Annotated in this window: 23 protein-coding genes; 8 read left to right on the top strand and 15 right to left on the bottom strand. The window is 66.4% G+C overall.

The features are described 5' to 3' along the window. Window positions 1–1,071, top strand: coding sequence for a Hint domain-containing protein (locus FIU85_RS09160; protein WP_152491029.1), 1,071 nt, complete (start codon window positions 1–3; stop codon window positions 1,069–1,071). A 13-nt stretch (window positions 1,072–1,084) separates the two neighbouring features. Here the strand turns inward: FIU85_RS09160 and FIU85_RS09155 are convergent, their stop codons facing one another. The 4 genes from FIU85_RS09155 to FIU85_RS09140 all read right to left on the bottom strand — a co-directional run bounded on the left by FIU85_RS09155 (window position 1,085) and on the right by FIU85_RS09140 (window position 4,108). Continuing rightward, window positions 1,085–1,417, bottom strand: coding sequence for a hypothetical protein (locus FIU85_RS09155; protein ID WP_152491030.1), 333 nt, complete (start codon window positions 1,415–1,417; stop codon window positions 1,085–1,087). 33 nt (window positions 1,418–1,450) lie between these two features. Further along, window positions 1,451–2,278, bottom strand: coding sequence for a 2,3,4,5-tetrahydropyridine-2,6-dicarboxylate N-succinyltransferase (gene dapD / locus FIU85_RS09150; RefSeq protein WP_152491031.1), 828 nt, complete (start codon window positions 2,276–2,278; stop codon window positions 1,451–1,453). Between the two features lie 175 nt (window positions 2,279–2,453). Then, on the bottom strand, window positions 2,454–3,056 hold the full coding sequence (locus FIU85_RS09145) for a DUF1236 domain-containing protein (protein ID WP_152491032.1): 603 nt from the start codon (window positions 3,054–3,056) through the stop codon (window positions 2,454–2,456). A gap of 125 nt (window positions 3,057–3,181) precedes the next feature. Then, window positions 3,182–4,108, bottom strand: coding sequence for a threonine/serine dehydratase (locus FIU85_RS09140; RefSeq protein ID WP_152496666.1), 927 nt, complete (start codon window positions 4,106–4,108; stop codon window positions 3,182–3,184). Between the two features lie 89 nt (window positions 4,109–4,197). Between FIU85_RS09140 and FIU85_RS09135 the strand changes: the two genes are divergently transcribed. Beyond that, a complete protein-coding gene (locus FIU85_RS09135; protein ID WP_152491034.1) occupies window positions 4,198–5,016 on the top strand; it encodes a TIGR00730 family Rossman fold protein in 819 nt (272 codons plus the stop codon). On the opposite strand, the gene FIU85_RS09130 is transcribed toward FIU85_RS09135, so the two are convergent. Continuing rightward, the gene (locus FIU85_RS09130) at window positions 5,013–5,552 is read right to left on the bottom strand and encodes an adenine phosphoribosyltransferase (protein ID WP_152491035.1); all 540 of its coding nucleotides are present in this window, start codon (window positions 5,550–5,552) and stop codon (window positions 5,013–5,015) included. The two genes, FIU85_RS09135 and FIU85_RS09130, sit on opposite strands and share 4 nt — an antisense overlap. A gap of 189 nt (window positions 5,553–5,741) precedes the next feature. Between FIU85_RS09130 and FIU85_RS21995 the strand changes: the two genes are divergently transcribed. After that, window positions 5,742–5,909, top strand: a complete 168-nt coding sequence (locus FIU85_RS21995) for a hypothetical protein (protein WP_172977405.1) — start codon at window positions 5,742–5,744, stop codon at window positions 5,907–5,909. 5 nt (window positions 5,910–5,914) lie between these two features. Here the strand turns inward: FIU85_RS21995 and FIU85_RS09125 are convergent, their stop codons facing one another. The 9 genes from FIU85_RS09125 to rpsU all read right to left on the bottom strand — a co-directional run bounded on the left by FIU85_RS09125 (window position 5,915) and on the right by rpsU (window position 14,294). Then, complete coding sequence (locus FIU85_RS09125) at window positions 5,915–6,388, bottom strand: DUF2269 domain-containing protein (RefSeq protein WP_152496665.1); 474 nt, start codon at window positions 6,386–6,388, stop codon at window positions 5,915–5,917. A gap of 2 nt (window positions 6,389–6,390) precedes the next feature. Next, window positions 6,391–7,671 carry a DoxX-like family protein gene (locus tag FIU85_RS09120; protein ID WP_172978851.1) on the bottom strand — a complete coding sequence of 427 codons (1,281 nt, stop codon included), beginning with the start codon at window positions 7,669–7,671 and terminating at the stop codon, window positions 6,391–6,393. Beyond that, complete coding sequence (locus tag FIU85_RS09115) at window positions 7,668–8,294, bottom strand: LysE family translocator (protein WP_152496663.1); 627 nt, start codon at window positions 8,292–8,294, stop codon at window positions 7,668–7,670. The genes FIU85_RS09120 and FIU85_RS09115 overlap by 4 nt, the downstream gene beginning before the upstream one ends. 14 nt (window positions 8,295–8,308) lie before the next feature. Further along, entirely contained in the window at window positions 8,309–9,181 is an 873-nt protein-coding gene (locus tag FIU85_RS09110) for an S-methyl-5'-thioadenosine phosphorylase (RefSeq protein WP_152496662.1), read from the bottom strand. 68 nt (window positions 9,182–9,249) lie between these two features. Next, window positions 9,250–9,438: a hypothetical protein gene (locus FIU85_RS09105; RefSeq protein ID WP_152496661.1), complete on the bottom strand. Its 189-nt coding sequence runs from the start codon at window positions 9,436–9,438 to the stop codon at window positions 9,250–9,252. A gap of 327 nt (window positions 9,439–9,765) precedes the next feature. Next, window positions 9,766–12,006 carry a mechanosensitive ion channel domain-containing protein gene (locus FIU85_RS09100; protein WP_152496660.1) on the bottom strand — a complete coding sequence of 747 codons (2,241 nt, stop codon included), beginning with the start codon at window positions 12,004–12,006 and terminating at the stop codon, window positions 9,766–9,768. A gap of 191 nt (window positions 12,007–12,197) precedes the next feature. Further along, window positions 12,198–12,611 (bottom strand): universal stress protein, encoded by a 414-nt coding sequence (locus FIU85_RS09095; RefSeq protein ID WP_152491042.1) that lies wholly within the window; start codon window positions 12,609–12,611, stop codon window positions 12,198–12,200. 143 nt (window positions 12,612–12,754) lie between these two features. Further along, a complete protein-coding gene (gene rlmN, locus FIU85_RS09090; protein ID WP_152496659.1) occupies window positions 12,755–13,936 on the bottom strand; it encodes a 23S rRNA (adenine(2503)-C(2))-methyltransferase RlmN in 1,182 nt (393 codons plus the stop codon). A gap of 151 nt (window positions 13,937–14,087) precedes the next feature. Further along, complete coding sequence (rpsU, locus tag FIU85_RS09085; protein WP_007818122.1) at window positions 14,088–14,294, bottom strand: 30S ribosomal protein S21; 207 nt, start codon at window positions 14,292–14,294, stop codon at window positions 14,088–14,090. 126 nt (window positions 14,295–14,420) lie between these two features. Between rpsU and FIU85_RS09080 the strand changes: the two genes are divergently transcribed. The 4 genes from FIU85_RS09080 to FIU85_RS09065 all read left to right on the top strand — a co-directional run bounded on the left by FIU85_RS09080 (window position 14,421) and on the right by FIU85_RS09065 (window position 17,992). After that, window positions 14,421–15,104: a COQ9 family protein gene (locus FIU85_RS09080; RefSeq protein ID WP_152496658.1), complete on the top strand. Its 684-nt coding sequence runs from the start codon at window positions 14,421–14,423 to the stop codon at window positions 15,102–15,104. 233 nt (window positions 15,105–15,337) lie between these two features. Beyond that, window positions 15,338–16,321 (top strand): NAD(P)H-quinone oxidoreductase, encoded by a 984-nt coding sequence (locus FIU85_RS09075; protein ID WP_152496657.1) that lies wholly within the window; start codon window positions 15,338–15,340, stop codon window positions 16,319–16,321. Window positions 16,322–16,331: 10 nt separating this feature from the next. After that, the gene (locus FIU85_RS09070) at window positions 16,332–17,444 is read left to right on the top strand and encodes an exo-alpha-sialidase (protein WP_172978850.1); all 1,113 of its coding nucleotides are present in this window, start codon (window positions 16,332–16,334) and stop codon (window positions 17,442–17,444) included. Continuing rightward, a complete protein-coding gene (locus FIU85_RS09065; protein ID WP_152496655.1) occupies window positions 17,441–17,992 on the top strand; it encodes a hypothetical protein in 552 nt (183 codons plus the stop codon). The genes FIU85_RS09070 and FIU85_RS09065 overlap by 4 nt, the downstream gene beginning before the upstream one ends. 337 nt (window positions 17,993–18,329) lie before the next feature. On the opposite strand, the gene FIU85_RS09060 is transcribed toward FIU85_RS09065, so the two are convergent. Next, window positions 18,330–18,959 (bottom strand): ribonuclease T2, encoded by a 630-nt coding sequence (locus FIU85_RS09060; RefSeq protein ID WP_152496654.1) that lies wholly within the window; start codon window positions 18,957–18,959, stop codon window positions 18,330–18,332. A gap of 131 nt (window positions 18,960–19,090) precedes the next feature. On the opposite strand from FIU85_RS09060, the gene FIU85_RS09055 reads away from it, so the two are divergent. Further along, window positions 19,091–19,852, top strand: coding sequence for a DUF1013 domain-containing protein (locus FIU85_RS09055; protein WP_152496653.1), 762 nt, complete (start codon window positions 19,091–19,093; stop codon window positions 19,850–19,852). Window positions 19,853–19,895 lie beyond the last annotated feature (43 nt).

The raw sequence follows: 19,895 nt of genomic DNA, 5'->3' as shown, positions 1-19,895 counted from the left end.
ATGGGATGGATCGGACTGCGTGATCGCGACGATGGCTGGTTCAAGCCGGACCCGCGACTGACGGAAACCGGGGCGGACCGGGTGCTGCACCGTGGCAGCCTGGTGGTCGAGAGCCGCATCTCGGCTGATATACGGCCGCAGACCATGCTGGCGTTCCGCCGGACATGGCCGATGCCGGGCCTGTTTTCGATCCAGGCGTTGCCGCAGGGCGGTATCGTCCTGGTGGACGCGCAGGGCGACGACATCTGTCACGCAACCCTGCCGGTGGATGGCGACGGGCGGCTGGATATCCTGCGCCTGACCTATTCCTGGGACAGCACCGAAGGGTGGGCCCGGCTGACGCTGGAGCGGCCCGAATCCGACCAGGTGCACACCGTGGCGATGACTGCCACGCTGCCCCTGCCGATCGACGACCTGAACGCGGTTTTCGCCCATGGATGCAATTTCGAGGTGGACGAGGAGGTGATGTTCCTGGCCCTGTCCGACCGGATCGAGCCGGTGGGACCGCTGCCAGCACTGACTGCGCAGGTGCCGATCATGACAGACCGGGGCGAGCGTCCGGCAGGCGAGATCCGCCGTGGCGACGTTGTGCTGACGGATGACGGCCAGCGCGTGCCGGTGTTGCAGGTGGTCAAGCGGACCGTTCCCGCGCGGGGCAGTTTCCGGCCCATCCGCCTGCGGGCGCCCTATTTCAAGCTGACGCAGGACATCGTGGTCTCGCCGCAGCAGCGGCTGGTGATGCACGGCAGCGAGGTCGAATACATGTTCGGCCGCGAGGCGGTTCTTGTGCCGGCGCGGCACCTTGTGAACGACCGCTCCGCCTTTCACGCCAAGGGGCCGGACCTTGTGACCTATCACCATCTGCTGTTGCCGGGGCACGAGGCCGTCCTGGCGGCGGGATGCGCGCTGGAAAGCCTTTATATCGGGCGGCTGCGGCGCAAGCCCGCGGCCATTGCCGCAAGCGTGCTGGCGTCGTTCGACCGCAACCGTCTGCCGGAACATGCCAAGCCGGTCTGGCCGGTGCTGAAACCCTTCGAGGCGGTGACGCTGGCCACCAGCCGCGCGGCCTGAGCCGCGCGGCAGTCTAGTCGTAGAAGGGCGTCATCTGGGCGACGATAACGGCGTTCTCATCGAGCGCGCGCTGCATGAGGTCGCGCTCGTCCTCGCCGATCTCGTGGCCTTCGGCGAGGCGTTCGTCGAGTGTGCCGTAGCCCGAGACATCCAGGGGCGCGGTGTCGGCCTGTTTCAGGATCGCCACGGTTTCGCGCACCGCCTCGGCCTCGTCCACGCCAGAGGCATAGACGACCAGCGCGGCCCCGGTGGCCTTGTCCGGCAGGCCGTCGCCGGACTTGCGTCCGATCTCGACCAGCAGGGTGAAGACCTGCTGAGGCTTTTTCTTGTCAGGATCTTTGGCCATGAGGGACCTCGTGCCGGGCCTGCCGCGCAGGGATCAGTCGCGCAGCAGTTCGTTGATGGCGGTCTTGGAGCGGGTCTTTTCGTCCACGCGCTTTACGATCACGGCGCAATAGAGGTTGAGGTTGTTCTTGGTGGGCATCGAGCCCGACACGACGACCGAGTAGGGCGGCACTTCGCCCATGAAGACCTCGCCGGTTTCGCGGTCGACGATCTTGGTGGATTTGCCGATATAGACGCCCATGCCCAGAACCGAGCCTTCGCGCACGATGCAGCCCTCGACGACCTCGGAGCGGGCGCCGATAAAGCAGTTGTCCTCGATGATCGTGGGGCCGGCCTGCATCGGTTCCAGCACGCCGCCGATGCCGACGCCGCCCGACAGGTGCACGCCCTTGCCGATCTGCGCGCAGGAGCCGACTGTGGCCCAGGTGTCGACCATCGTGCCTTCGTCCACATAGGCGCCGAGGTTCACGAAAGAGGGCATCAGCACCACGCCGGGGGCGATATAGGCCGATTTGCGCACGATGCAGTTCGGCACGGCGCGAAAGCCGCCCTCTTTCCATTCGGTGTCGCCCCAGCCCTTGAACTTGCTGTCGACCTTGTCCCACCAGGTGCTGCCTTGCGGGCCGCCCGCCTGTGGTTCCATGTCCTTGAGGCGAAAGCCCAGCAGCACGGCCTTCTTGGCCCATTGGTTGACGAGCCAGTCGCCGTTGTCCTGCCGTTCGGCCACGCGCAGTTTGCCGCTGTCGAGAGCGTCAAGCGTCGCCTCGATGGCTTCGCGCGTCTCGCCGCCTGTCGAGGGTGTGATCTGGTCGCGGGTTTCCCATGCGGACTCGATTGCGGTTTCAAGCTGTGCGTTGGACATCTGTTGCGTGCTCCCCTTGGCAGGTCGTGTTGTGCTGAAATGCCCTATACGGGCGGACGGGGGGGATCGCAATGCGACGCGACGCCGGTCATTCGCGGCAGGTTCCGCCCTGCGCGCATGAAAAAGGCGGGCGTCCGAGGACGCCCGCCGAGGGACAAGGGGTCGGGATACGGCCTTACCGTACCACGTAGACCACGCGGCGCTCTGCCGGTTCCACCAGCACCGGCACGCCGTTCACATAGGCGTAACGATACTCGGTATCGGGGACGGGTTGCAGCGTCACGGCCGCGGGCAGCTGGGCGCCGGTCACGACTTCGCCGTCGAGATAGATCGGCTCCACCGGGTTGTCGCGCACGTAGACAACCGTGTTGTCGGGCGGCGTGATCGGGGTGACGTAGGTGTCTTCGACCACCGTGCCGATGGCACCGCCAGCCGCGACGGTGTCGGCTTCGCTGTAGTCATAGGTCACGGTCGGAAGCTGCATCGTGCTGCGGTTCTCGATGACGCGGACCGAACCGGCATCGGTGGACGCGGCAAGATAGTCGCCATAGGCCCATCCCTGGGTGCCATTGTAACTGACCTCGCACCAGGAGCTGGCCTCGATGCAGCCCTGGATGCTGACGGCGCTGGCATTGGGGATCACGGCGATCACGGGTTGCGCCGGGCTGGGGCCCGCGCGCAGGTTCAGGTCGGTCACGGCGGTTGCGTCGACATCCGCCATGGCGGCGCCAGCGCCGAGGGTGCCGGCAAGGGTCAGGCTCAGAAGTCGGGTCTTCATTTGGAAATCCTCCTCACTCACATGGGCGTGCCATGCAGACGGAATGTCCGTTGGCAATCTGACGCCTCAACGCGGCGATTTCCAAGAGCGTTCCCGGTCGTTTCGGCAAAGCGTGAAAACGGGCGTCAATCCGCCGATAAGGGGTCTGGCGTGAGATTGCCGCCGCAGACCAAGACCGCGACGCGCTCATCTTTTTCAGGCCTGTAGGCGCCGCTGCTCAACGCGGCGAGGGCGGTGGCACCGGCGGGTTCGACAAGCTGGCGGGCGTCTTTCCAGAGCGCATGCTGAGCGACGGTGATGGCGTCGTCGCTGACGGTGACGGAGGTCACGTCGTGCGCTTGCGCGAGGTCGAGGCAGATCGACCCGATGCGCCGCGCGCCAAGCGCGTTGGCCGCGACGCCCGAGACCTCGACATCGACGGCCTTGCCGGCTTCAAGTCCGGCACTCAGCGCGGCGCAGGTCTCAGGCTCAACCGCCACGACCTTGCGTCGCCCGTCGAGCCAAGCCAGCGCGCCGGCGATCAAGCCGCCGCCGCCGACGGCGATCAGGATCGTGTCGGCCTCCAGTCCCTGGTCCTCCCACTCGGCCATGCAGGTGCCCTGGCCCACCACGGTGGCGGGCGCGTCGTATGCGTGGATCTGCATCGCGCCGGTTTCGGCCTCGTATTCGCGGGCGGCATCGAGCGCATTGGAATAGGCGCCTTCGACCACGTGCAAATCGGCGCCCTGGTCGCGGATCAGGGCGATCTTGGCGGGGCCGGCCATTTCGGGCACGTAGATGCGGGCACGGTGGCCAAGTTTTGCGGCGGCATAGGCCACGGCGGCACCGTGGTTGCCGCCCGAGGCTGCGACCAGCCCGGCCTTGGGGACGTCCTGCGACAGAAGGGTGTTGAAGGCGCCGCGCGGCTTGAAGCTGCCGGTGTGCTGGGTGTGCTCCAGCTTGAGCTCGATGGGGCGGTCGAGGCCGAAGCCCGACACCTGCGCCACCGGGGTACGGCGCAGGTACGGAGCGATGCGGAATTTCGCGGCGGCGATCTCGGTTTTCCAGTCCATTTCAAAGCCTTTCCTGTATGCCCCGTATCTAGGCAAATCGCGTGGAACCCTATACGGGTGGAAAAACGAACCCAACAGGGAAGTTCAGGATGAAAGACGACCGCAATAGCCAGTTTCGGGACGCGCATTCCGACCGCAACACCGCCGAGCAGGTGCCCGACACGCCGCAGACCCGTGCGCCGGCCTATCGCCTGGCCTTTGCCGACGACGATTTTTTGTGCCGCGACGAGCTGCGGCCCGTGCGGTTGCAGCTGGAGCTGCTGAAGCCCGAGATGATCCTGAACGAGCGCGGGATCGAGAGCACGGTGGTGCTGTTCGGCGGCGCGCGGATTCCCGAACCTGCGGTCAAGGATACCGCGCGGACCGAGACGTTGGCGGAACTATCGCGGTTTTATGACGAGGCGCGCAGCTTTGCGAAGATGCTGACCGAGAAGTCGATGCAGAGCTACGGGCGCGAGTTCGTCGTGGCGACGGGCGGCGGGCCCGGCGTGATGGAGGCGGGCAACCGCGGGGCGGCCGATGCGGGCGGTACGTCGATCGGGCTGAACATCGTGCTGCCGCACGAGCAGGCGCCGAACGAATACGTGACGCCGGGGCTGTGCTTCAACTTCCATTACTTCGCCATCCGCAAGATGCATTTCCTGATGCGCGCGAAGGCGATCTGCTGTTTCCCCGGCGGGTTCGGGACGCTGGACGAGATGTTCGAGGCGCTGACGCTGATCCAGACGGACCGGATGAAACGTGTGCCATTCCTGCTGTTCGGCGAGGAATTCTGGCGAAAGATCATCAACTGGGAGGCGCTGTCGGAGGCCGGAACGATCAGCGCCGAGGACCTCGACCTCTTTCAATTCGTGGAGTCCGCCGAGGAGGCGGTGAAGATCATCGACGACTGGTACGAGGAGCTTTAGGCCCCGTCGAATTCGCAGAGGGTGTGGACGTCCATGCCGAGCGCCTCGATCCGTTTGCGCCCGCCCAGTTCGGGCAGGTCGATGACGAAGGCGCAGCCGACGATCTCGCCGCCCAGCCGTTCGATCAGCTTGATACCCGCCTCGGCGGTGCCGCCGGTGGCCAGAAGGTCATCGACCAGCAGGACCTTTTCGCCGGGGGTGATGGCGTCGTCGTGGATCTCGACGATGGCCTCGCCGTATTCCAGCAGGTACTCCTCGGAAATCACCTTGCCGGGCAGCTTGCCCTTCTTGCGGATCGGCACGAATCCCTTGCCCAGCTGGTGCGCCACGGCGCCACCGAGGATGAAGCCGCGCGCCTCGAGCCCCGCGACCTTGTCGATTGCCATACCGGCATAGGGATGCAGCAACTGATCCACCGCAAGGCGCAGTCCGCGCGGGTCGGCAAAGAGCGTGGTGACATCGCGGAACATGATGCCTTCATGCGGGAAGTCGACGATTGTGCGGATGTAATCCTTGACCGTTTTCGCGTTGGGCATGGCGGTGTCTCCGGTTGGGCCTGTCCGCCCTTGCGTTTGGCGCAACTGGCGCAAAATCGCAAGGTTTGGCTGGGATCGGCACGGTTTCGGAGGTCAGGGAAATGATATGCAAGAGCGTTTGCCAAGACTGCATATGCTTTGTATATACCTTGGCAAGCCGGTGACGGAAAACGCAAATCAGGAGCTCTCGTGGCCAAGAGTGACGACAAGAAAGCCGGAAAGAAGGACAGCCAGCTGATCCTGCGGCTGAACAAGGATGACCGCGACACGTTCATCGAGCTGTGCAAGGAGATGGACACCAGCGCGGCGCGGGAAATCCGCGGGTTCATCCGGAAATTCATCAAGAAGAACAGCTGACGCGCCTACCACAGCGCGGGTTTCGTGACCATCAGCCAGAAGACGCATGTCAGCGCCGCGAAGGCGGGCCAGCCGAGGGCGAACCAGAGGCGGTAGGCGCGGTGCGCGGCCTGCGGCAGGGGGGCGTCGGTGCGCAGGGCCTCGGCGGCAAGGTCGCGGATGCGGATTTGCAGGCGCACGACGGGCGCCCAGCAGAGGAAGGCCAGCACGTACAGAGCGTAGGTCGCCAGGAGCCACGGTGCGAAGGGCTCGAAGCCTGCCATGTGGATGAGCGCAAGGCCGGTGAGCGGCTGCACGATCCCGGCGGGGGTGGTGAAGAGCCAGTCGGCCACCACCACGCCAGAGGCGACGGAATGGATTGTCTGCACGCGGCCCGTGCGCATCGCCCAGACCATCTGGAACGCGGTGCCGATGCCGGTACCGAAGAGGACGGTTGAGCTGAGGATATGGAGCCATTTGGTGATCAGGTAGGGGTCCATCGTCAGCGCTCGTCTTCGAGGATGGCGTGGACCGCGATGAGGGCGAGGATGGGCAGGTTCTTGAGCAGTCCGCCCAGGGGCAGCAGCCACAGGCCCGGGGCAAGGATCGTGAAGGCGAGGGTGTAGGAGAGGACCAGCGCCGCCTGAAGCCCGGCGACCAATCGGGGGCGCCAGCCGCGGAAAAGGGCAGCGGCGAGGGCAAGGTCCAGGAGGCCGCCCAGACGGGCCATCGCGACGAGGGCTGCGTCCGGGAGGGTCGTGTCCGGGATCAGGGGCAGGAAATCGGCGCGTGGCAGGAAGAGGCCCAAGAGGCCGGAGGCCAGCCACAGAAGGGCCAGCACGATGCGCAGGGCCGGGCGGGCGAGGTAGAGCCTTGCGTGCCAGAGGTCCTGCGTGCCGGCCGGGCGGCTGTCGAGGAAGTTCGAGAGGCCGCGGGGTTTGTCCGGCAGGGTCTCGGTCAGCCTGGCATGGTCGGCCAGGACGCCGTTCTGGAGTTGCGCGACCGAAGTGGCGGAGATCGGGCCGAGGCGCATGGCGTCGCCAATCCGGCCCATGGCTTTGGCAAGCCCGACAGGCAGGCGTAGCAGGCGGGTGGGGGACAGGCCGAACCAGGCGCGGAGGGAGTGCAGCATCCCGGCCTGGGTCACGGTTTCCGGTCCGCCGATGTCATGCGGGCCGGGGCCGGGGGGATGGCGCAGCAGGTGATCGACGGCGCGGGCCAGATCAGCGGCGTGGATCGGGTTGAACGTCTGTTGCCCGTCGCCGACGACCGGGGTGAAGACCGGCAGGGCGGCCAGAGCGCGGGCGAGCGACGAGCCGCCATAGGAGGTTTCGCCCAGCACCAGCCCGACGCGGAGGATGGTAACATCATGATCCGACGCGATTTTCTCGCCCGCGTGACGGTACCGGGCAAAGTCGGTGGCGGCGCCGTCGATGCCGACGGCGGAAATGAGCAAGCCCTGCGCGTCGGGCAGCGCAGCGTAAAGCGCCTCCGGGGCGCTGACGTGGACGGCGGTGTAGGTGGGCTCGGGCGCGTCGAGGACGCCGGCGCTGTTGACGAAGTGGGTGACGCCGCAGAGATGGCTTCGCCAGAAGGCGGGGTCGTGGGCCTGGGGGGCGGTGAGGTCGACCTTCAGTGTCTCGAACCCCATGTGTTCTAGGCGTGCGGTGCGGCGGGCGCAGGCGCGCACGTTCCAGCCCGCGTCGCGGAGACCGTAGGCGAGGTGGCGGCCGATAAATCCATCGGCCCCGAGGACGAGGACGGTGCCGGGCGCGGCGCTCACGCGGTGCGGCGCAGGGCGGCTGTCATCACGCCCATGCCCACGAGCGCCGCGCCGCCGCCGCGGGTGAGCCACGTGATGACCGAAGGCCGCCCGATGGTCTGGCGCAGGCGATCGGCCAGGAGCGCGTAGGCCAGCGCGTTGAGCCAGGCGAGGCCGACGAAAGTGGCGATGAGGATAACGAATTGCGGGGCCAGGGCCCTGTCGACGCTGACGAATTGCGGCACGAAGGCGATGAAGAAGGCGATGGATTTGGGGTTCAGCGCGGTGACGGCGGCGGCGTGCCAGAAGACTCCGTTGGCGGGTTTGGGGCCGGTGGCGACCTGGCCCGGCCCGGCGGTGGGGGCGCTGCGCAGGAGCTTGATGCCGAGATACACCAGATACGCCGCGCCGATCCATTTCAGCACGGTAAAGAGCGTGGCCGAGGCCAGCACCAATGCGCCGAGCCCCAGAAGGGACGCGGTCATGGCCACAAGATCGCCAAGGGCCACACCGGTGGCGGAGGCGACGGCGATTCGCTTGCCCTGGCTAAGGGCGTAGGACAGGACCAGCAGCACGGTCGGGCCGGGGATGAACAAAAGCGCGAGGGTCGCCGCCACGAATGTCAGCCAGAGATCTAGGGGCATCGGGTTAAGCCTTTCTAAAGGACGCGGCCCGCGACGGCGTCGAGACGCGCCACCAGGGCCGGGTCGCGGGCCTCGGGGGCGGTGAGGATGGCGTGTTCCAGCGCGCGGTCGCAGCCATGGGGACAGGGCTCGCGGTCCTCGGACCCCAGCAGCGCGGGCAGGCGGGCGACCATGTCGCGGGCCTTGTCGGCGTTGCCGAGAAGGGTGGCGATGATCTGTGTGACGTCGACCTCTCCGTGGTCGGGGTGCCAGCTGTCATAGTCGGTGATCATGGCGACGGAGGCGTAGCAAAGCTCGGCCTCGCGGGCGAGCTTGGCCTCGGGCATGTTGGTCATGCCGATCACGTCGGCGCCCCAGCTTTCGCGGTACATTTTCGATTCCGCCAGCGTGCTGAATTGCGGGCCTTCCATGGCGAGGTAGGTCCCGATGTCATGGACCGTCACGCCGGCGGCGCGGGCGGCCGCGGCGCAGGCCGACCCGAGGCGCGGACAGGTGGGGTGGGCCACGCTGACATGGGCCACGCAGCCCTGGCCGAAGAAGGATTTCTCGCGGGCGACGGTGCGGTCAATGAATTGATCCACAATGACAAAATCGCCGGGCGCCATGTCTTCGCGGAACGAGCCGCAGGCGGAGACGCTGACGATGTCGGTCGCGCCGATGCGTTTCAGCGCGTCGATATTGGCGCGGTAGGGCACCGTCGAGGGCGAATGCACGTGGCCGCGCCCGTGACGGGGCAGGAAGGCCATGTAGGTGTCGCCCAGCATCCCGGTCAGGACCTCGTCGGAGGGTGCGCCCCAGGGGGTGTCCACCGTGACCCATTCGGGGTGTTGCAGGCCCTCTATTTCATAGAGGCCCGAGCCCCCGATCACGCCGAGATACGATGTCATGGATGTCCTTTCCGCTTTGCCACAGCGAATACCGTGCGGCGCGGAAATTCAACCCTGAACGGGATCTATCAGGCGCCGGCGCCCAGCGTGCAGAGATCGCCGCGGCCGGTCAGCGAGGTGACCATGCGGCCCTCGTCGGTGTCGCGGATGGCAAAGCCGTAACCGCGCAGCCGGAACTTCCATTCCCGGTCGGAGACGCAGCGTTGGCGTTCGCGCATGACGAAATTGCGGATGTCGTTTTTGGTTTCGAGTCCCATCGTTTCCTACCCTTCCACAAATAGGTTGATGAAACAGCGATATTCACGGCGCGTGGCAACAATCGTGCCGAAATGTGGCGCGGAGAAGATTTCTGCAAATTGCTGACAGAATGGTTAACGGCGGGTCAGGGCGCCGAAACGGGACGTCGGTATCGCGTCGGTATCCGGGTGGTATGACGACGGTGCGATTTTCGCACGTTTGGCGGCTTGACGAACCGCACGGGGCAGTGCGGAAATTTCAAAATTTCCGCGCCCGGAAAATGCGCATTCTCCGGGGCATTCTCCGCGTGGAGAATGCGTCCGACCGTGTTGTGCGGGCTGCCCCCGTCAGACGTCTGCGTCGTCTTCCATGTCGAGATGGGGATCCTGGGTTTTCTTGGTGTCCTGCGCCGGAGCCTGTCTGGACCCTTCGATTGTTCTGGCGTCGTCCGCGGCGCGGTCGAGGCGCAGGTGGGTGGCGGCGCCGTTCTTGTCCTCGCCAAAATAGATGGTCTGGTGCGGGAAGGGGATTTCGATGCCGCGCTCGTCCATGATCCGCTTGCAGATCTCGTTATAGGCGCGGCCGGTGCCCCATTGCGTGCCCGGAACGGTCTTGATCCGGGCGCGCAGGACCACGGCGCTATCGCCCAGGGACTGGACGCCGAACCATTCCAGGTCGCCGGTGATGTTCTCGCCGGCTTCGCTGGCGCGCAGTTCCTCGAAGGCGTCGACCATGGCGTCCTTGCCGTCGTTGACGTTCTCTCGGTAGGCGATGCCCACATCCGCGACGAAGTAGGAATAATCGCGCACGTAGTTCGACACCATGTCCACGGAGGAGAACGGGATCAGGTGAACGACGGCGTGCACGTCGCGCAGGGTGACCGAGCGGATGGTCAGTTTCTCGACCGTGCCGGTGGTGCCGCCAAGCGTCACCACGTCGCCCACGTTGATGGCGTTCTCGAACTGGATGAAGATGCCGGTGATGATGTCCTGCACCATTTTCTGCGCGCCGAAACCGATCGCCAGTCCGAGCACACCGGCGGAGGCGATGAGCGGGGCGATGTCGACCCCAAGCTCGGCCAGCACGAACATCACGATGATGACCATGAGCGCGATGGTGGCGGCGTTGCGCAGAAGCGTCAGCAGCGTGATCTCGCGCGAGGTTGGGGCAGAGCCGAACTCGGGGTTCAGGCGGTAGTCGACCCATGACACCAGCGCCAGCCACAGGATCGCGCCGGCCAGCAGGATGAAGGCGATGCTGATGATGGCGCCGGCGGCCCAGACGCCGAACTCGCTGCGCATCAGGCCGGAGATGTCCCACAGGCCGATGGCGTCGAGCGCGAAGGCCAGGACGCCGATCACGATGAAGACGCGCACGACCTGAATCACGCGGCCCAGAAGGGAGTTGATCCGCGGCTCGAGCGTGGGCATGCGGCTGCTGACGTTCATCGGCATGTGCATGCCGCGCACCGCGAAGCGCGAGAGCCCGCCCGAGATCAGCACGCCGAGGATGATGATGCCGACCACCTGCGCCGAGCTGATCAGCAGCGGCAGGATCAGCCCGTCGGGACGTGCGGCCACGATGACGGCGAGGCCCGCCAGGTAGAGCAGCACCGGGATGTACCAGTTGCGTCCGATGAAGCGCAGGGCGCTGGGCCGCTCTTCGGGGGCGGGGCCGAGGATCCAGCCCGCCACGTCCTTGCGCGAGCGCACCACCAGGATGGCGGCCATGGCGATGGCGATGAAGGCCAGCAGGGTCGAGATGCCCCGCCCGGCGGCATAGGAGGCCTGCCGGTTGACGATGGGGACGATAAGAAGCTGGCCATAGCCGATCACCGAGGCGATGGCGCCGAACCACGAGGACATGCGCCGGGCGGCGACGTCGGAGATGGCGACGAAGCGCAGTTCGTGCGTCGAGGGTGCGAGAACCGCGCGGATGGCCACCTTGGCCAGTCCGACGAGCAGGAAGGCGTTGAGATAGAGCGTCTGGCGCACGCCGATGACGCCGGTTTCGCCGTACAGATAAAGCGCGACGAGATAGCCGAGGCCCCAGGCCGCGAGGACCACCAAGATGTCGATGAGGCAGGTGGCGGCGACCACCGCGAGGGTGCGCACGAAGCCCCAGTCATGGGCCTTGTCGCCCATGCGGCGATAGATCAGCCGCGCCCCGGCCCGCAGCACGAGGTAGGCGACGACGGTGACGACTATGACCACGGCCAGCGCCTGAAGCGCCTCCCACAACACGTCGAGCTGCCCGCCATCAAGCGCCAAGAGCGTGGTGGGCAGGGCGATGACCGCACCCAGGGCGGAGCCGACGGACGTGGCGGCGGTCTCGAAGAAGGACTTGGTGAAATCGGCCAGCTGACGCCCGATCGAGGTGTCTTCCTCGGGATCGACGACCTCGGTGGTGGTGGTTTCGGCCGCGCCGCGCAACGACTGGATCAGCGCGTCGCGGGCCTCGGGATTTTCGAGCAGATCAATGAGTTGCTGTGCCTCGGCAGAGGGCACGTTGGCCTCTTGCGCGCTGGCGGGGGTGAGGAAAAACAGGCCGAGCGCGGCCACAAGCAGAATACGGGTCAAAAGGTACATGGGTCGTCCAGTGCTGGTCTTCGATTTGCCGGAGACTTAGCACTGTGAGCCGTGACAGCAACCTTGGCCTTGCGCGCACGGCCTCGCCGGTGCCGGGGGAGACCGCGGCACCAGGGCCGGTCCGATCAGGATCGAACACCCGGTGTGGGGGGGCCAGCGGGCCCGTTGCCGTGCCGGTCCCGGTGCGTGCGTCAGCCGCGGACCACGTAGACCGAGCACTTGGCGTGGGTGACGACGTGGCTGGCGGTGGTGCCGAGCAGGTAGTCCTGCACCTTGGGGTTGGCCGAGTTCATCACGATGACGTCGACCTTGCGCTCGTCCGCGAGCTTGACGATCTGGCGGTGGATCGCGCCCTTGCGCACGACGGTTTCCACCTGGACGCCATCGGGCGGGTTGTCGCTGAGGAACTTCGCCAGCTGCTGGGACCAGTAGGCCTCGGAGTCGCGGATGTTGAGGTTGCGTTCCATTTCCGGGGCGACGGTGGCCACGATGAGCTTGGCGCGACGGCGTTTGGCCATCGAGACGGCCTCGTCATAGGCGCGGGTGTTGGTTTCGAGGTGACGCAGGTTCACGGGGCAGAGGAGCAGTTCGACGTCTTTGGCCATCGGGTATTCCAGTTTATGCGTGGTGGATCGAAAGCGGGCGGGATGGCGGGTGGCAGGGAGGTCGGCTCAATGATCCCCCGGGGCTTGGTCCGGGGGTTTAAGAGAGGCGGCGATCCCGGGTCAAGCCCGGGATGCGATGAAATTCAAAGGCCGGCCTCGGCCTCGATCTCGCGCCGGGACTTGCGCTGGCGTTCGGTGGCGGACTTGAGCTGGCCGCAGGCGGCCATGATGTCCTCGCCCCGCGGGGTGCGGATGGGCGAGGCGTAGCCGGCCTTGTAGATGATATCGGCGAATTTCTCGATCCGGTCCCAGTCGGAGCGCTGGTGCGGAGCGCCGGGCCATTCGTTGAACGGAATGAGGTTGATCTTGGCCGGGATGCCCTTGATCAGCTGCACCAGGCGGCGGGCGTCCTCGTCGCTGTCGTTGACGTCCTTGAGCATGACGTATTCGAACGTGATCCGCTCGGAATTGGACGCCTTGGGATAGGCACGGAGCGCATCCAGGAGGGCGGCGATGTTCCATTTGCGGTTGATCGGCACCAGCTTGTCGCGCACCTCGTCGGTGGTGGCGTGGAAGCTGACGGCGAGCATACAGCCGATTTCCTGCGCGGTCTTGTGAATCTCCGGGACGATGCCGGAGGTCGAGAGCGTGATGCGGCGGCGCGAGAGCGCGATGCCTTCGCCGTCCATCGCGATTTTCATGGCGTCGCGGACGTTTTCGAAATTGTAGAGCGGCTCGCCCATGCCCATCAGCACGATGTTCGACAGCAGGCGGGGGCCGTCGGTGCCCATGCCGACGCCGGGTTTGGGCCATTCATCCAGATCGTCGCGCGCCAGCATGACCTGGCCGATGATTTCACCGGCGGTCAGATTGCGCACCAGTTTCTGGGTGCCGGTGTGGCAGAAGGAGCAGGTGAGGGTGCAGCCGACTTGGCTGGAGATGCAGAGCGTGCCGCGGTCTTCCTCGGGGATGTAGACGGTTTCGACCTCGTGGCCGCCTGCGATTCGCACCAGGTACTTGCGGGTGCCGTCGGCGCTGACCTGTCGGTCGACGATCTCGGGCAGGTCGATGACGAATTTCTCGGCCAGCTCGGCGCGGTAGGCCTTGGAGAGATTGGTCATGGCGGCGAAATCGCGCACGCCCCATTGGTAGATCCATTGCCAGATCTGGTTCACGCGCATCTTGGCCTGCTTTTCAGGGGTGCCGTGGGCGATCAGGGTGTCGTGCAGGGCGTCGCGGGTGAGGCCGACAAGGTTGATCGGCCCCTCGGGCAGCTTGCGGGGGATGGTCAGGACATCCTGGGTGATGGGCGCAGAATCGGTCATCGGATATGTCTCAACGGGTTCGGGTTGCGCCATCATATAGGCGCGGGCGGCTGATTCCAAAACGGGGGAGTGCCCCCTGAAATAAAGACAAACCCCCGAAGCGGGTGCCCGGGGGTCGTCATGACAATGCGTGTGGCCCTGGCGGCGGGTCTTAAAGGAGACCTTCGCGCTGGGCCTTCTTGCGTGCGAGCTTGCGGGCGCGGCGGATAGCCTCGGCCTTTTCGCGCGCTTTTTTCTCGGACGGTTTCTCGAAATGTTGCCGAAGCTTCATCTCGCGAAAAACGCCCTCACGCTGCAGTTTCTTTTTCAGGGCACGAAGCGCCTGATCGACATTGTTGTCGCGAACACTGACCTGCATGTGGTTGTCACCACCTTTCTAGGTTAAAGTTGCATAATTTGCAGGAAGTGGCCGTATAGCAAAGCCGTTCTAGTTTGTCTAGGCGCAGACGCGCGACACGGACGCAGCACGAAAAGGAGCCCCGGAATGAGTGATCCCGACGTGAAAACGCAGCTTTTGGAGGCGGCGAAACCGCATGTGGCTTTTGACGGGTGGAGCGAGGCCACGTTCCGCGCCGCGGCGGAGGATGCGGGGCTTTCCATGGGCGTGGCCAAGGCCGCGTGTCCGCGCGGGGCGGTGGACCTGGCGCTGGCCTTTCACGAGGAAGGCGACGCGACGATGCTGGCGCGGATGGAGCAGGAGGACTTGAGCCGGATGAGGTATAGCGCGCGGGTGGCGGCCGCCGTGCGCTTTCGGCTGGAGGCGGTCGAGGACAAGGAACTGGTGCGCCGGGGGGTGACGCTGTTTGCGCTGCCTCATCACGCGGTGGACGGGGCCAGGGCGATCTGGGGCACCTGCGACAGGATCTGGGAGGCGCTGGGCGATACCTCGGACGACGTGAACTGGTACACCAAGCGCGCGACCCTGTCGGGGGTTTATTCGTCCACGGTGCTTTATTGGCTGGGCGACGAGAGCGAGGGCCACGCCCGGACCTGGGATTTCCTGGACCGGCGGATCGAGGACGTGATGCAGATCGAGAAGGTCAAGGCGAAGGCGCGGGAGAACCGGGTCGTGAGCGGGTTGATGGCGGGGCCGCTGGCGGTATTGTCGAAGATCCGCAAGCCCGCGCCGGGGCGGACCGGCGGATTGCCGGGGCGCTGGACGCGGTAGCGGGTTTTTCCCTTGTGGGAGCGGTGGGTTGTCACCCACCGGGGCTGTGGGTTGTCACCCACCCTACGTACAGGCGGGCGGTGTGCCCGGTGGCATCCGCGGGAGCCTCCGGCGGGGATATTTATGGCCAGAGGAAGAGGTGGGGCTTTGGAGGCCTTCGGAGCGGTGCCGATTGGTGCCGTTTGTTGCTTTTTCCGGGGGGGCTGGTACGACGGGGCGACGGGGGAAAGATGATGCCGGACAGGATGAAGGTTGTCGAGATCACCGCGCCGGGCGGGCCGGAGGTGCTGGCGCTGGCCGAGCGGGACTGGCCGGAGCCCGGGCATGGCGAGGTGGTGATTCGGGTGGCCTATGCCGGGGTGAACCGGCCCGATGCGTTGCAGCGGGCGGGGTTGTATGATCCGCCGCCGGGGGCGAGCAAGTTGCCGGGGCTGGAAGTGTCGGGCGAGATCGCGGCGCTTGGGCCGGGCGTGACCGGATGGCAGGCGGGCGACCGGGTTTGTGCGCTGGTGCCGGGAGGCGGGTATGCCGAAGCCGTGGTGACGGAGGCCGCGCATTGTCTGCCGGTGCCCGGGGGCATGGCGATGGACCGGGCGGCGTGCCTGCCGGAGACGTTCTTTACCGTGTGGACCAACGTGTTCGGCCGGGGGCGGCTGACGGCTGGTGAGCGGTTCCTGGTGCATGGCGGATCGAGCGGGATCGGGACGGTGGCGATCCAGCTGGCCGTGGCGCGGGGCGCGCGGGCGTTCGCCACGGCGGGCTCGGAGGAAAAGTGCCGGGTGTGCGAGGCGCTGGGCGCGGAGGCGGCGTTCAACTATCGCGAGGTGGATTTCGTGGAGGAGATGCGCGCGCGCGGGGGCGCGCACCTGATTCTGGACATGGTGGGGGGCGCGTACCTGCCGCGGAACATCGCCGCGCTGGCGGATGAGGGGCGGCTGGTGCAGATCGCCTTTTTGCAGGGGCCGAAGGTGGAGATGGACTTTACCCAAGTGATGACGCGGCGGCTGATGATCACGGGGTCCACTCTGCGGCCCCAGAGCGGGCTGGCCAAGGCGCGGATCGCGGAAGAGTTGCGGCGCGAGGTCTGGCCTTTGCTGGACGCGGGGCGCGTGGCCCCGGTGATGGATTCGGAGTTTCCGCTGGCGGAGGCCGCGGCGGCGCATGCGCGGATGGAGACGAGCGATCACATCGGCAAGATCGTGTTGAAGGTGGGCTGAGGCGATGGGCGTGGCGCAGTTGGCGATCCTTTGCCTGATGGCGCTGAGCCTGGGCCTGAGCGCCTGGGCGGTGGCGCGGGACGTGCCGCCGGTCTGGCGGTTCGCGGTGCCGGAGGCGGTGCCGGAGACGGGGGCGCCGCGCTTCGAGACGGTGTTTCAGTACGATGTCGCCGCGGGACAGGCGCATTCGGCGTCGGTGGTGGTGACCGACGGCGGCTTTGACGTGCTGTGGTTCGAAGGCTCGGCGGAGGCGCAGGCGGATGTGGATATTCACGGGGTTTCACTTCGGCGCGGGCCGGAGGGATGGGCCGGGACGGGCCGGGATGTGCGGATCACGCGGGGGGCGCTGGGCCGTGCGATGGACCCGGCGCAGCTGGTGGTGACGCTGGGCAATACGGTGGAGAACGAGGCCGCGCCGGGGCATGTCTTTGCGACGGTGGTGTCGGTGGGCGGCTGGGCCATGGCCTCGGTCGCCGATGTGGAGATGGGGGCGGGCGGGCCCGTGGCCGCGCGGAAGCTGACCCTGTCGCCATTCCTGAACCGTTCGCACCTGGTGAAGTCGCCGATGGTGGAATTTGCCGGCGGGAGCATGGGGTTGCCGGCCTATTTCGAGATGGGCGCGGCGCATGGGGTGCTGGTGCGGTTCGGGCGTGACGGCCGGGTGCGCGACACGGCGCGGATGGCGGGGGCGGGTCAGCCGATCCAGCCGATGGTGGTGCCCTTGGGCGAGACCCGGGCGGTGGCGTGGCTGCGGGATTTCGCGCCGTCGGGGCGGCTGTTGGCGAGCTACTCGGAGGATGGCGGCAGAACGTGGTCGGAGGTGGTGCCCTCGGATATGCCGAACCGGAGCGCGCCGGTGGCGGCGCTGGGCCTGGGCGGGGGCCGCATCCTGATGGCGGCGAATGACGATCCCGAGGGGGGAGACCGATTGCGGCTGCTCTTGTCGGACGATGAAGGAGACAGCTGGCGCGTCCTGCGGGAGCTTGAGCCGAACGGGGCCGGGGCACGGTACCCGATGTTGCGGCGGTTGGACGGGGGAGAGATCGCGCTGGTCTATTCGGTGGGGAACAAGACGGGGCTTCGGGCGCATGTGCTGAACGGTGCCTGGGTGGCGGCGCAATGAGCGCCGTCGGGGCGACTTTGGGCGTGGCGGTGGTGCTGGGCTGGGTGGTGTTCGCGCTGAGCGGGCTGGTGCTGTCGTCCTCGCTGGCCGCCGGGCTGGCGCTGGTGGCCGCGGTTCTGGTCGGCGTGTTGTGGCGCGATACCGTGGCGGTGAGTGGCGCGGTGGCGGTGCTGGCGCCGTTCGGGGTGATGCTGCCGGCGCTGGCGCTGCGGCATGTGGCGGTGTCGGTTGGCGTCGAGGTGCCGGGATTCTCTGGCGTGGAGATCGCGGTGTTCCTGTGTGCCTACGTGGCGTTCCTGGCTTGCGCGTTCGGGGTGATTCCGGTGGATGTGTACCGTTTGGGCTATGCCCCATGGCCGGTGGCGGGGATGGTGCTGGCGGTGTGTGTCTATGCGCTGGTGACGGGGAACTGGTTTCTGGCGGGGGTGGCGGTGCTGGGGCAGCTGGCCTGGGTGATGGGATGGGGCAGCAGCAACTGGTTCGACATGGTGCTGCATGTGCTGCTGGTGCCGGTGGCGGTTATGGTGCTGGTGATGCGGGTGTTTTGAGGGGGAGCGGGCGTGTTCTTTGCGGGTGGGGTTTGAACACCGAAGGCAACGGCGGTTTCGAGCCCTTGTGAGGCATTGGGTTTGAGCCTCCAGCCGGTTAACAGCCGCGCAGCGGCCCGGCCATCGTCAGCCCCTCCCTCGGGCTGGCGATTTGGCTGAGGCTGGGCACGACGATCCTTCCGAGGATGTAATTGGCAGACATAAAGTGCTGCAGAATTGCCGTCGGATCGCCACCCCAGGGGCTGACGCTCGCCTCCGTCGTGAATGGCAGCAAGGTCGGCAATTCGGCCTTTTGCGAGGTTTCAAAAGTCGAGGCGCAGATGCGCGTGGCAGGGGCCTAGCGAATCGGATCAAAGAGCGCATCGTCCAGCGTGCAGTCGCGGATCACGTCGCGGCCGCAGGGGACCGGGGCGAGGTCTCGGGAGAGGCAAATGCGGGCCTCCTGGATGCGGCCCGCGCGGCAGGTGATGGTGATGCCGTCGGGGTCGAGCGTGGGGTTGGCCTTGAGGAAGGCCTCTTCGACCACGGAGGCGGGGAGTTTGACGGGGTCTTTCAGTTTGCGGAAGACCTCGGGCCTCGTGATGCGGCCGTAGGCCTCGCGGGCAAGGGCGTAGTAGGCGGGAGCCGAAAGGCCCGAGCAGGTGCCGTGTTTCTTCCACTGGTACCACGCCAGCCCGGAGGTGCCCATGATATCGGCCATGTCGTTGGTCATGGCGCGGGTGGGCGGGCGTTCGGGTGATTGGCAATGGTCCGGCCAGCCGCGGTGGTATTGCGGCCAGAGCCCGTGCAGCACCCAGCCCAGGTCGCGCGACGCGTCGCATTGGGGTGAGTTGCGGTTGTCGCCCTCGAGGGCGCACCAGGTGGGCGACCAACTGAGGCTGAGGACGTAATAGTCGAATTCACCGGGCCGGTCGCCCTCGGCCAGGGCCGCGGTGGCGGAGAAAAGCAGGGCGAGAAACGCGCGCATGTTCGCTCTTTCTTTTTGCGTCGGAGGCTACTATATAGCCGCCAAGTTCCCCGACAACGAGAACCCGTCCCGGCCCCCGGGACCGCCGTTTCAGGCGAGGGGAAAGATATGCGTGAAGGAGTCTTTGAAGGATGTCGAAACCGTTGATGGCCAAGGCCACCGCCGTCTGGCTGGTGGACAACACCACGATCAGTTTCAAGCAGATCGCCGATTTCGTCGGGATGCACGAGCTGGAGATCCAGGGGATCGCCGATGGCGACGTGGCCGCCGGCGTGAAGGGGTTCGACCCGATCGCCAACAACCAGCTGACGCAGGACGATATCGACAAGGCCGAGAAGGACCCGCTGCATAAGCTGAAGCTGAAGTTCAACGCCGCCGCCGTGGGCGAGGAAAAGCGGCGCGGGCCGCGTTACACCCCGCTCAGCAAGCGGCAGGACCGGCCGAACGCGATCCTGTGGCTGGTGAAGTTCCACCCCGAGCTGGCCGATGCGCAGATCGCCAAGCTGGTGGGTACGACCAAGCCGACGATCCAGACGATCCGCGAGCGGACCCACTGGAATATCGCCAACATGCAGCCGATCGACCCTGTCGCTCTGGGCCTGTGCAAGCAGACCGAGCTGGATGCCGCCGTGCAGAAGGCCGCGGCGAAGAAGGCCAAGGAAGGCCAGCCGATGGACGATGACGAGCGTCGCAAGCTGTTGTCGACCGAGCAGAGCCTGGAGTCGGATGCCGAGCCGCGGATGCCCACGGCCATCGAGGGGCTGGAGACGTTCAGCCTGGGCGGGGACGATACCGCCGGCGAGGAAGAGAAGGAAAAGGAATACGACGCCGAGACCTTCTTCAACCTGCCCGACGATGACGGTGACGACGACGAGGATGACGACAAGGCGTAAGACCTTGGCCGAGGGGTCGCCTGAAGAGACGATGATCATGGAA

The organism is Roseovarius sp. THAF8 (assembly GCF_009363735.1).
GTDB lineage: Bacteria > Pseudomonadota > Alphaproteobacteria > Rhodobacterales > Rhodobacteraceae > Roseovarius.
Note: the sequence above shows the minus strand (reverse complement) of the source record. Positions and strands in the feature narration are given on the sequence as shown.

Coding starts and splice junctions, on each gene's coding strand:
- FIU85_RS09160 (WP_152491029.1), top strand. CDS start 1: ATGGGATGGATCGGACTGCGTGATCGCGACGATGGCTGGTTCAAGCCG.
- FIU85_RS09155 (WP_152491030.1), bottom strand. CDS start 1,417: ATGGCCAAAGATCCTGACAAGAAAAAGCCTCAGCAGGTCTTCACCCTG.
- dapD (WP_152491031.1), bottom strand. CDS start 2,278: ATGTCCAACGCACAGCTTGAAACCGCAATCGAGTCCGCATGGGAAACC.
- FIU85_RS09145 (WP_152491032.1), bottom strand. CDS start 3,056: ATGAAGACCCGACTTCTGAGCCTGACCCTTGCCGGCACCCTCGGCGCT.
- FIU85_RS09140 (WP_152496666.1), bottom strand. CDS start 4,108: ATGGACTGGAAAACCGAGATCGCCGCCGCGAAATTCCGCATCGCTCCG.
- FIU85_RS09135 (WP_152491034.1), top strand. CDS start 4,198: ATGAAAGACGACCGCAATAGCCAGTTTCGGGACGCGCATTCCGACCGC.
- FIU85_RS09130 (WP_152491035.1), bottom strand. CDS start 5,552: ATGCCCAACGCGAAAACGGTCAAGGATTACATCCGCACAATCGTCGAC.
- FIU85_RS09125 (WP_152496665.1), bottom strand. CDS start 6,388: ATGGACCCCTACCTGATCACCAAATGGCTCCATATCCTCAGCTCAACC.
- FIU85_RS09115 (WP_152496663.1), bottom strand. CDS start 8,294: ATGCCCCTAGATCTCTGGCTGACATTCGTGGCGGCGACCCTCGCGCTT.
- FIU85_RS09110 (WP_152496662.1), bottom strand. CDS start 9,181: ATGACATCGTATCTCGGCGTGATCGGGGGCTCGGGCCTCTATGAAATA.
- FIU85_RS09105 (WP_152496661.1), bottom strand. CDS start 9,438: ATGGGACTCGAAACCAAAAACGACATCCGCAATTTCGTCATGCGCGAA.
- FIU85_RS09100 (WP_152496660.1), bottom strand. CDS start 12,006: ATGTACCTTTTGACCCGTATTCTGCTTGTGGCCGCGCTCGGCCTGTTT.
- FIU85_RS09095 (WP_152491042.1), bottom strand. CDS start 12,611: ATGGCCAAAGACGTCGAACTGCTCCTCTGCCCCGTGAACCTGCGTCAC.
- rlmN (WP_152496659.1), bottom strand. CDS start 13,936: ATGACCGATTCTGCGCCCATCACCCAGGATGTCCTGACCATCCCCCGC.
- rpsU (WP_007818122.1), bottom strand. CDS start 14,294: ATGCAGGTCAGTGTTCGCGACAACAATGTCGATCAGGCGCTTCGTGCC.
- FIU85_RS09080 (WP_152496658.1), top strand. CDS start 14,421: ATGAGTGATCCCGACGTGAAAACGCAGCTTTTGGAGGCGGCGAAACCG.
- FIU85_RS09075 (WP_152496657.1), top strand. CDS start 15,338: ATGCCGGACAGGATGAAGGTTGTCGAGATCACCGCGCCGGGCGGGCCG.
- FIU85_RS09065 (WP_152496655.1), top strand. CDS start 17,441: ATGAGCGCCGTCGGGGCGACTTTGGGCGTGGCGGTGGTGCTGGGCTGG.
- FIU85_RS09060 (WP_152496654.1), bottom strand. CDS start 18,959: ATGCGCGCGTTTCTCGCCCTGCTTTTCTCCGCCACCGCGGCCCTGGCC.
- FIU85_RS09055 (WP_152496653.1), top strand. CDS start 19,091: ATGTCGAAACCGTTGATGGCCAAGGCCACCGCCGTCTGGCTGGTGGAC.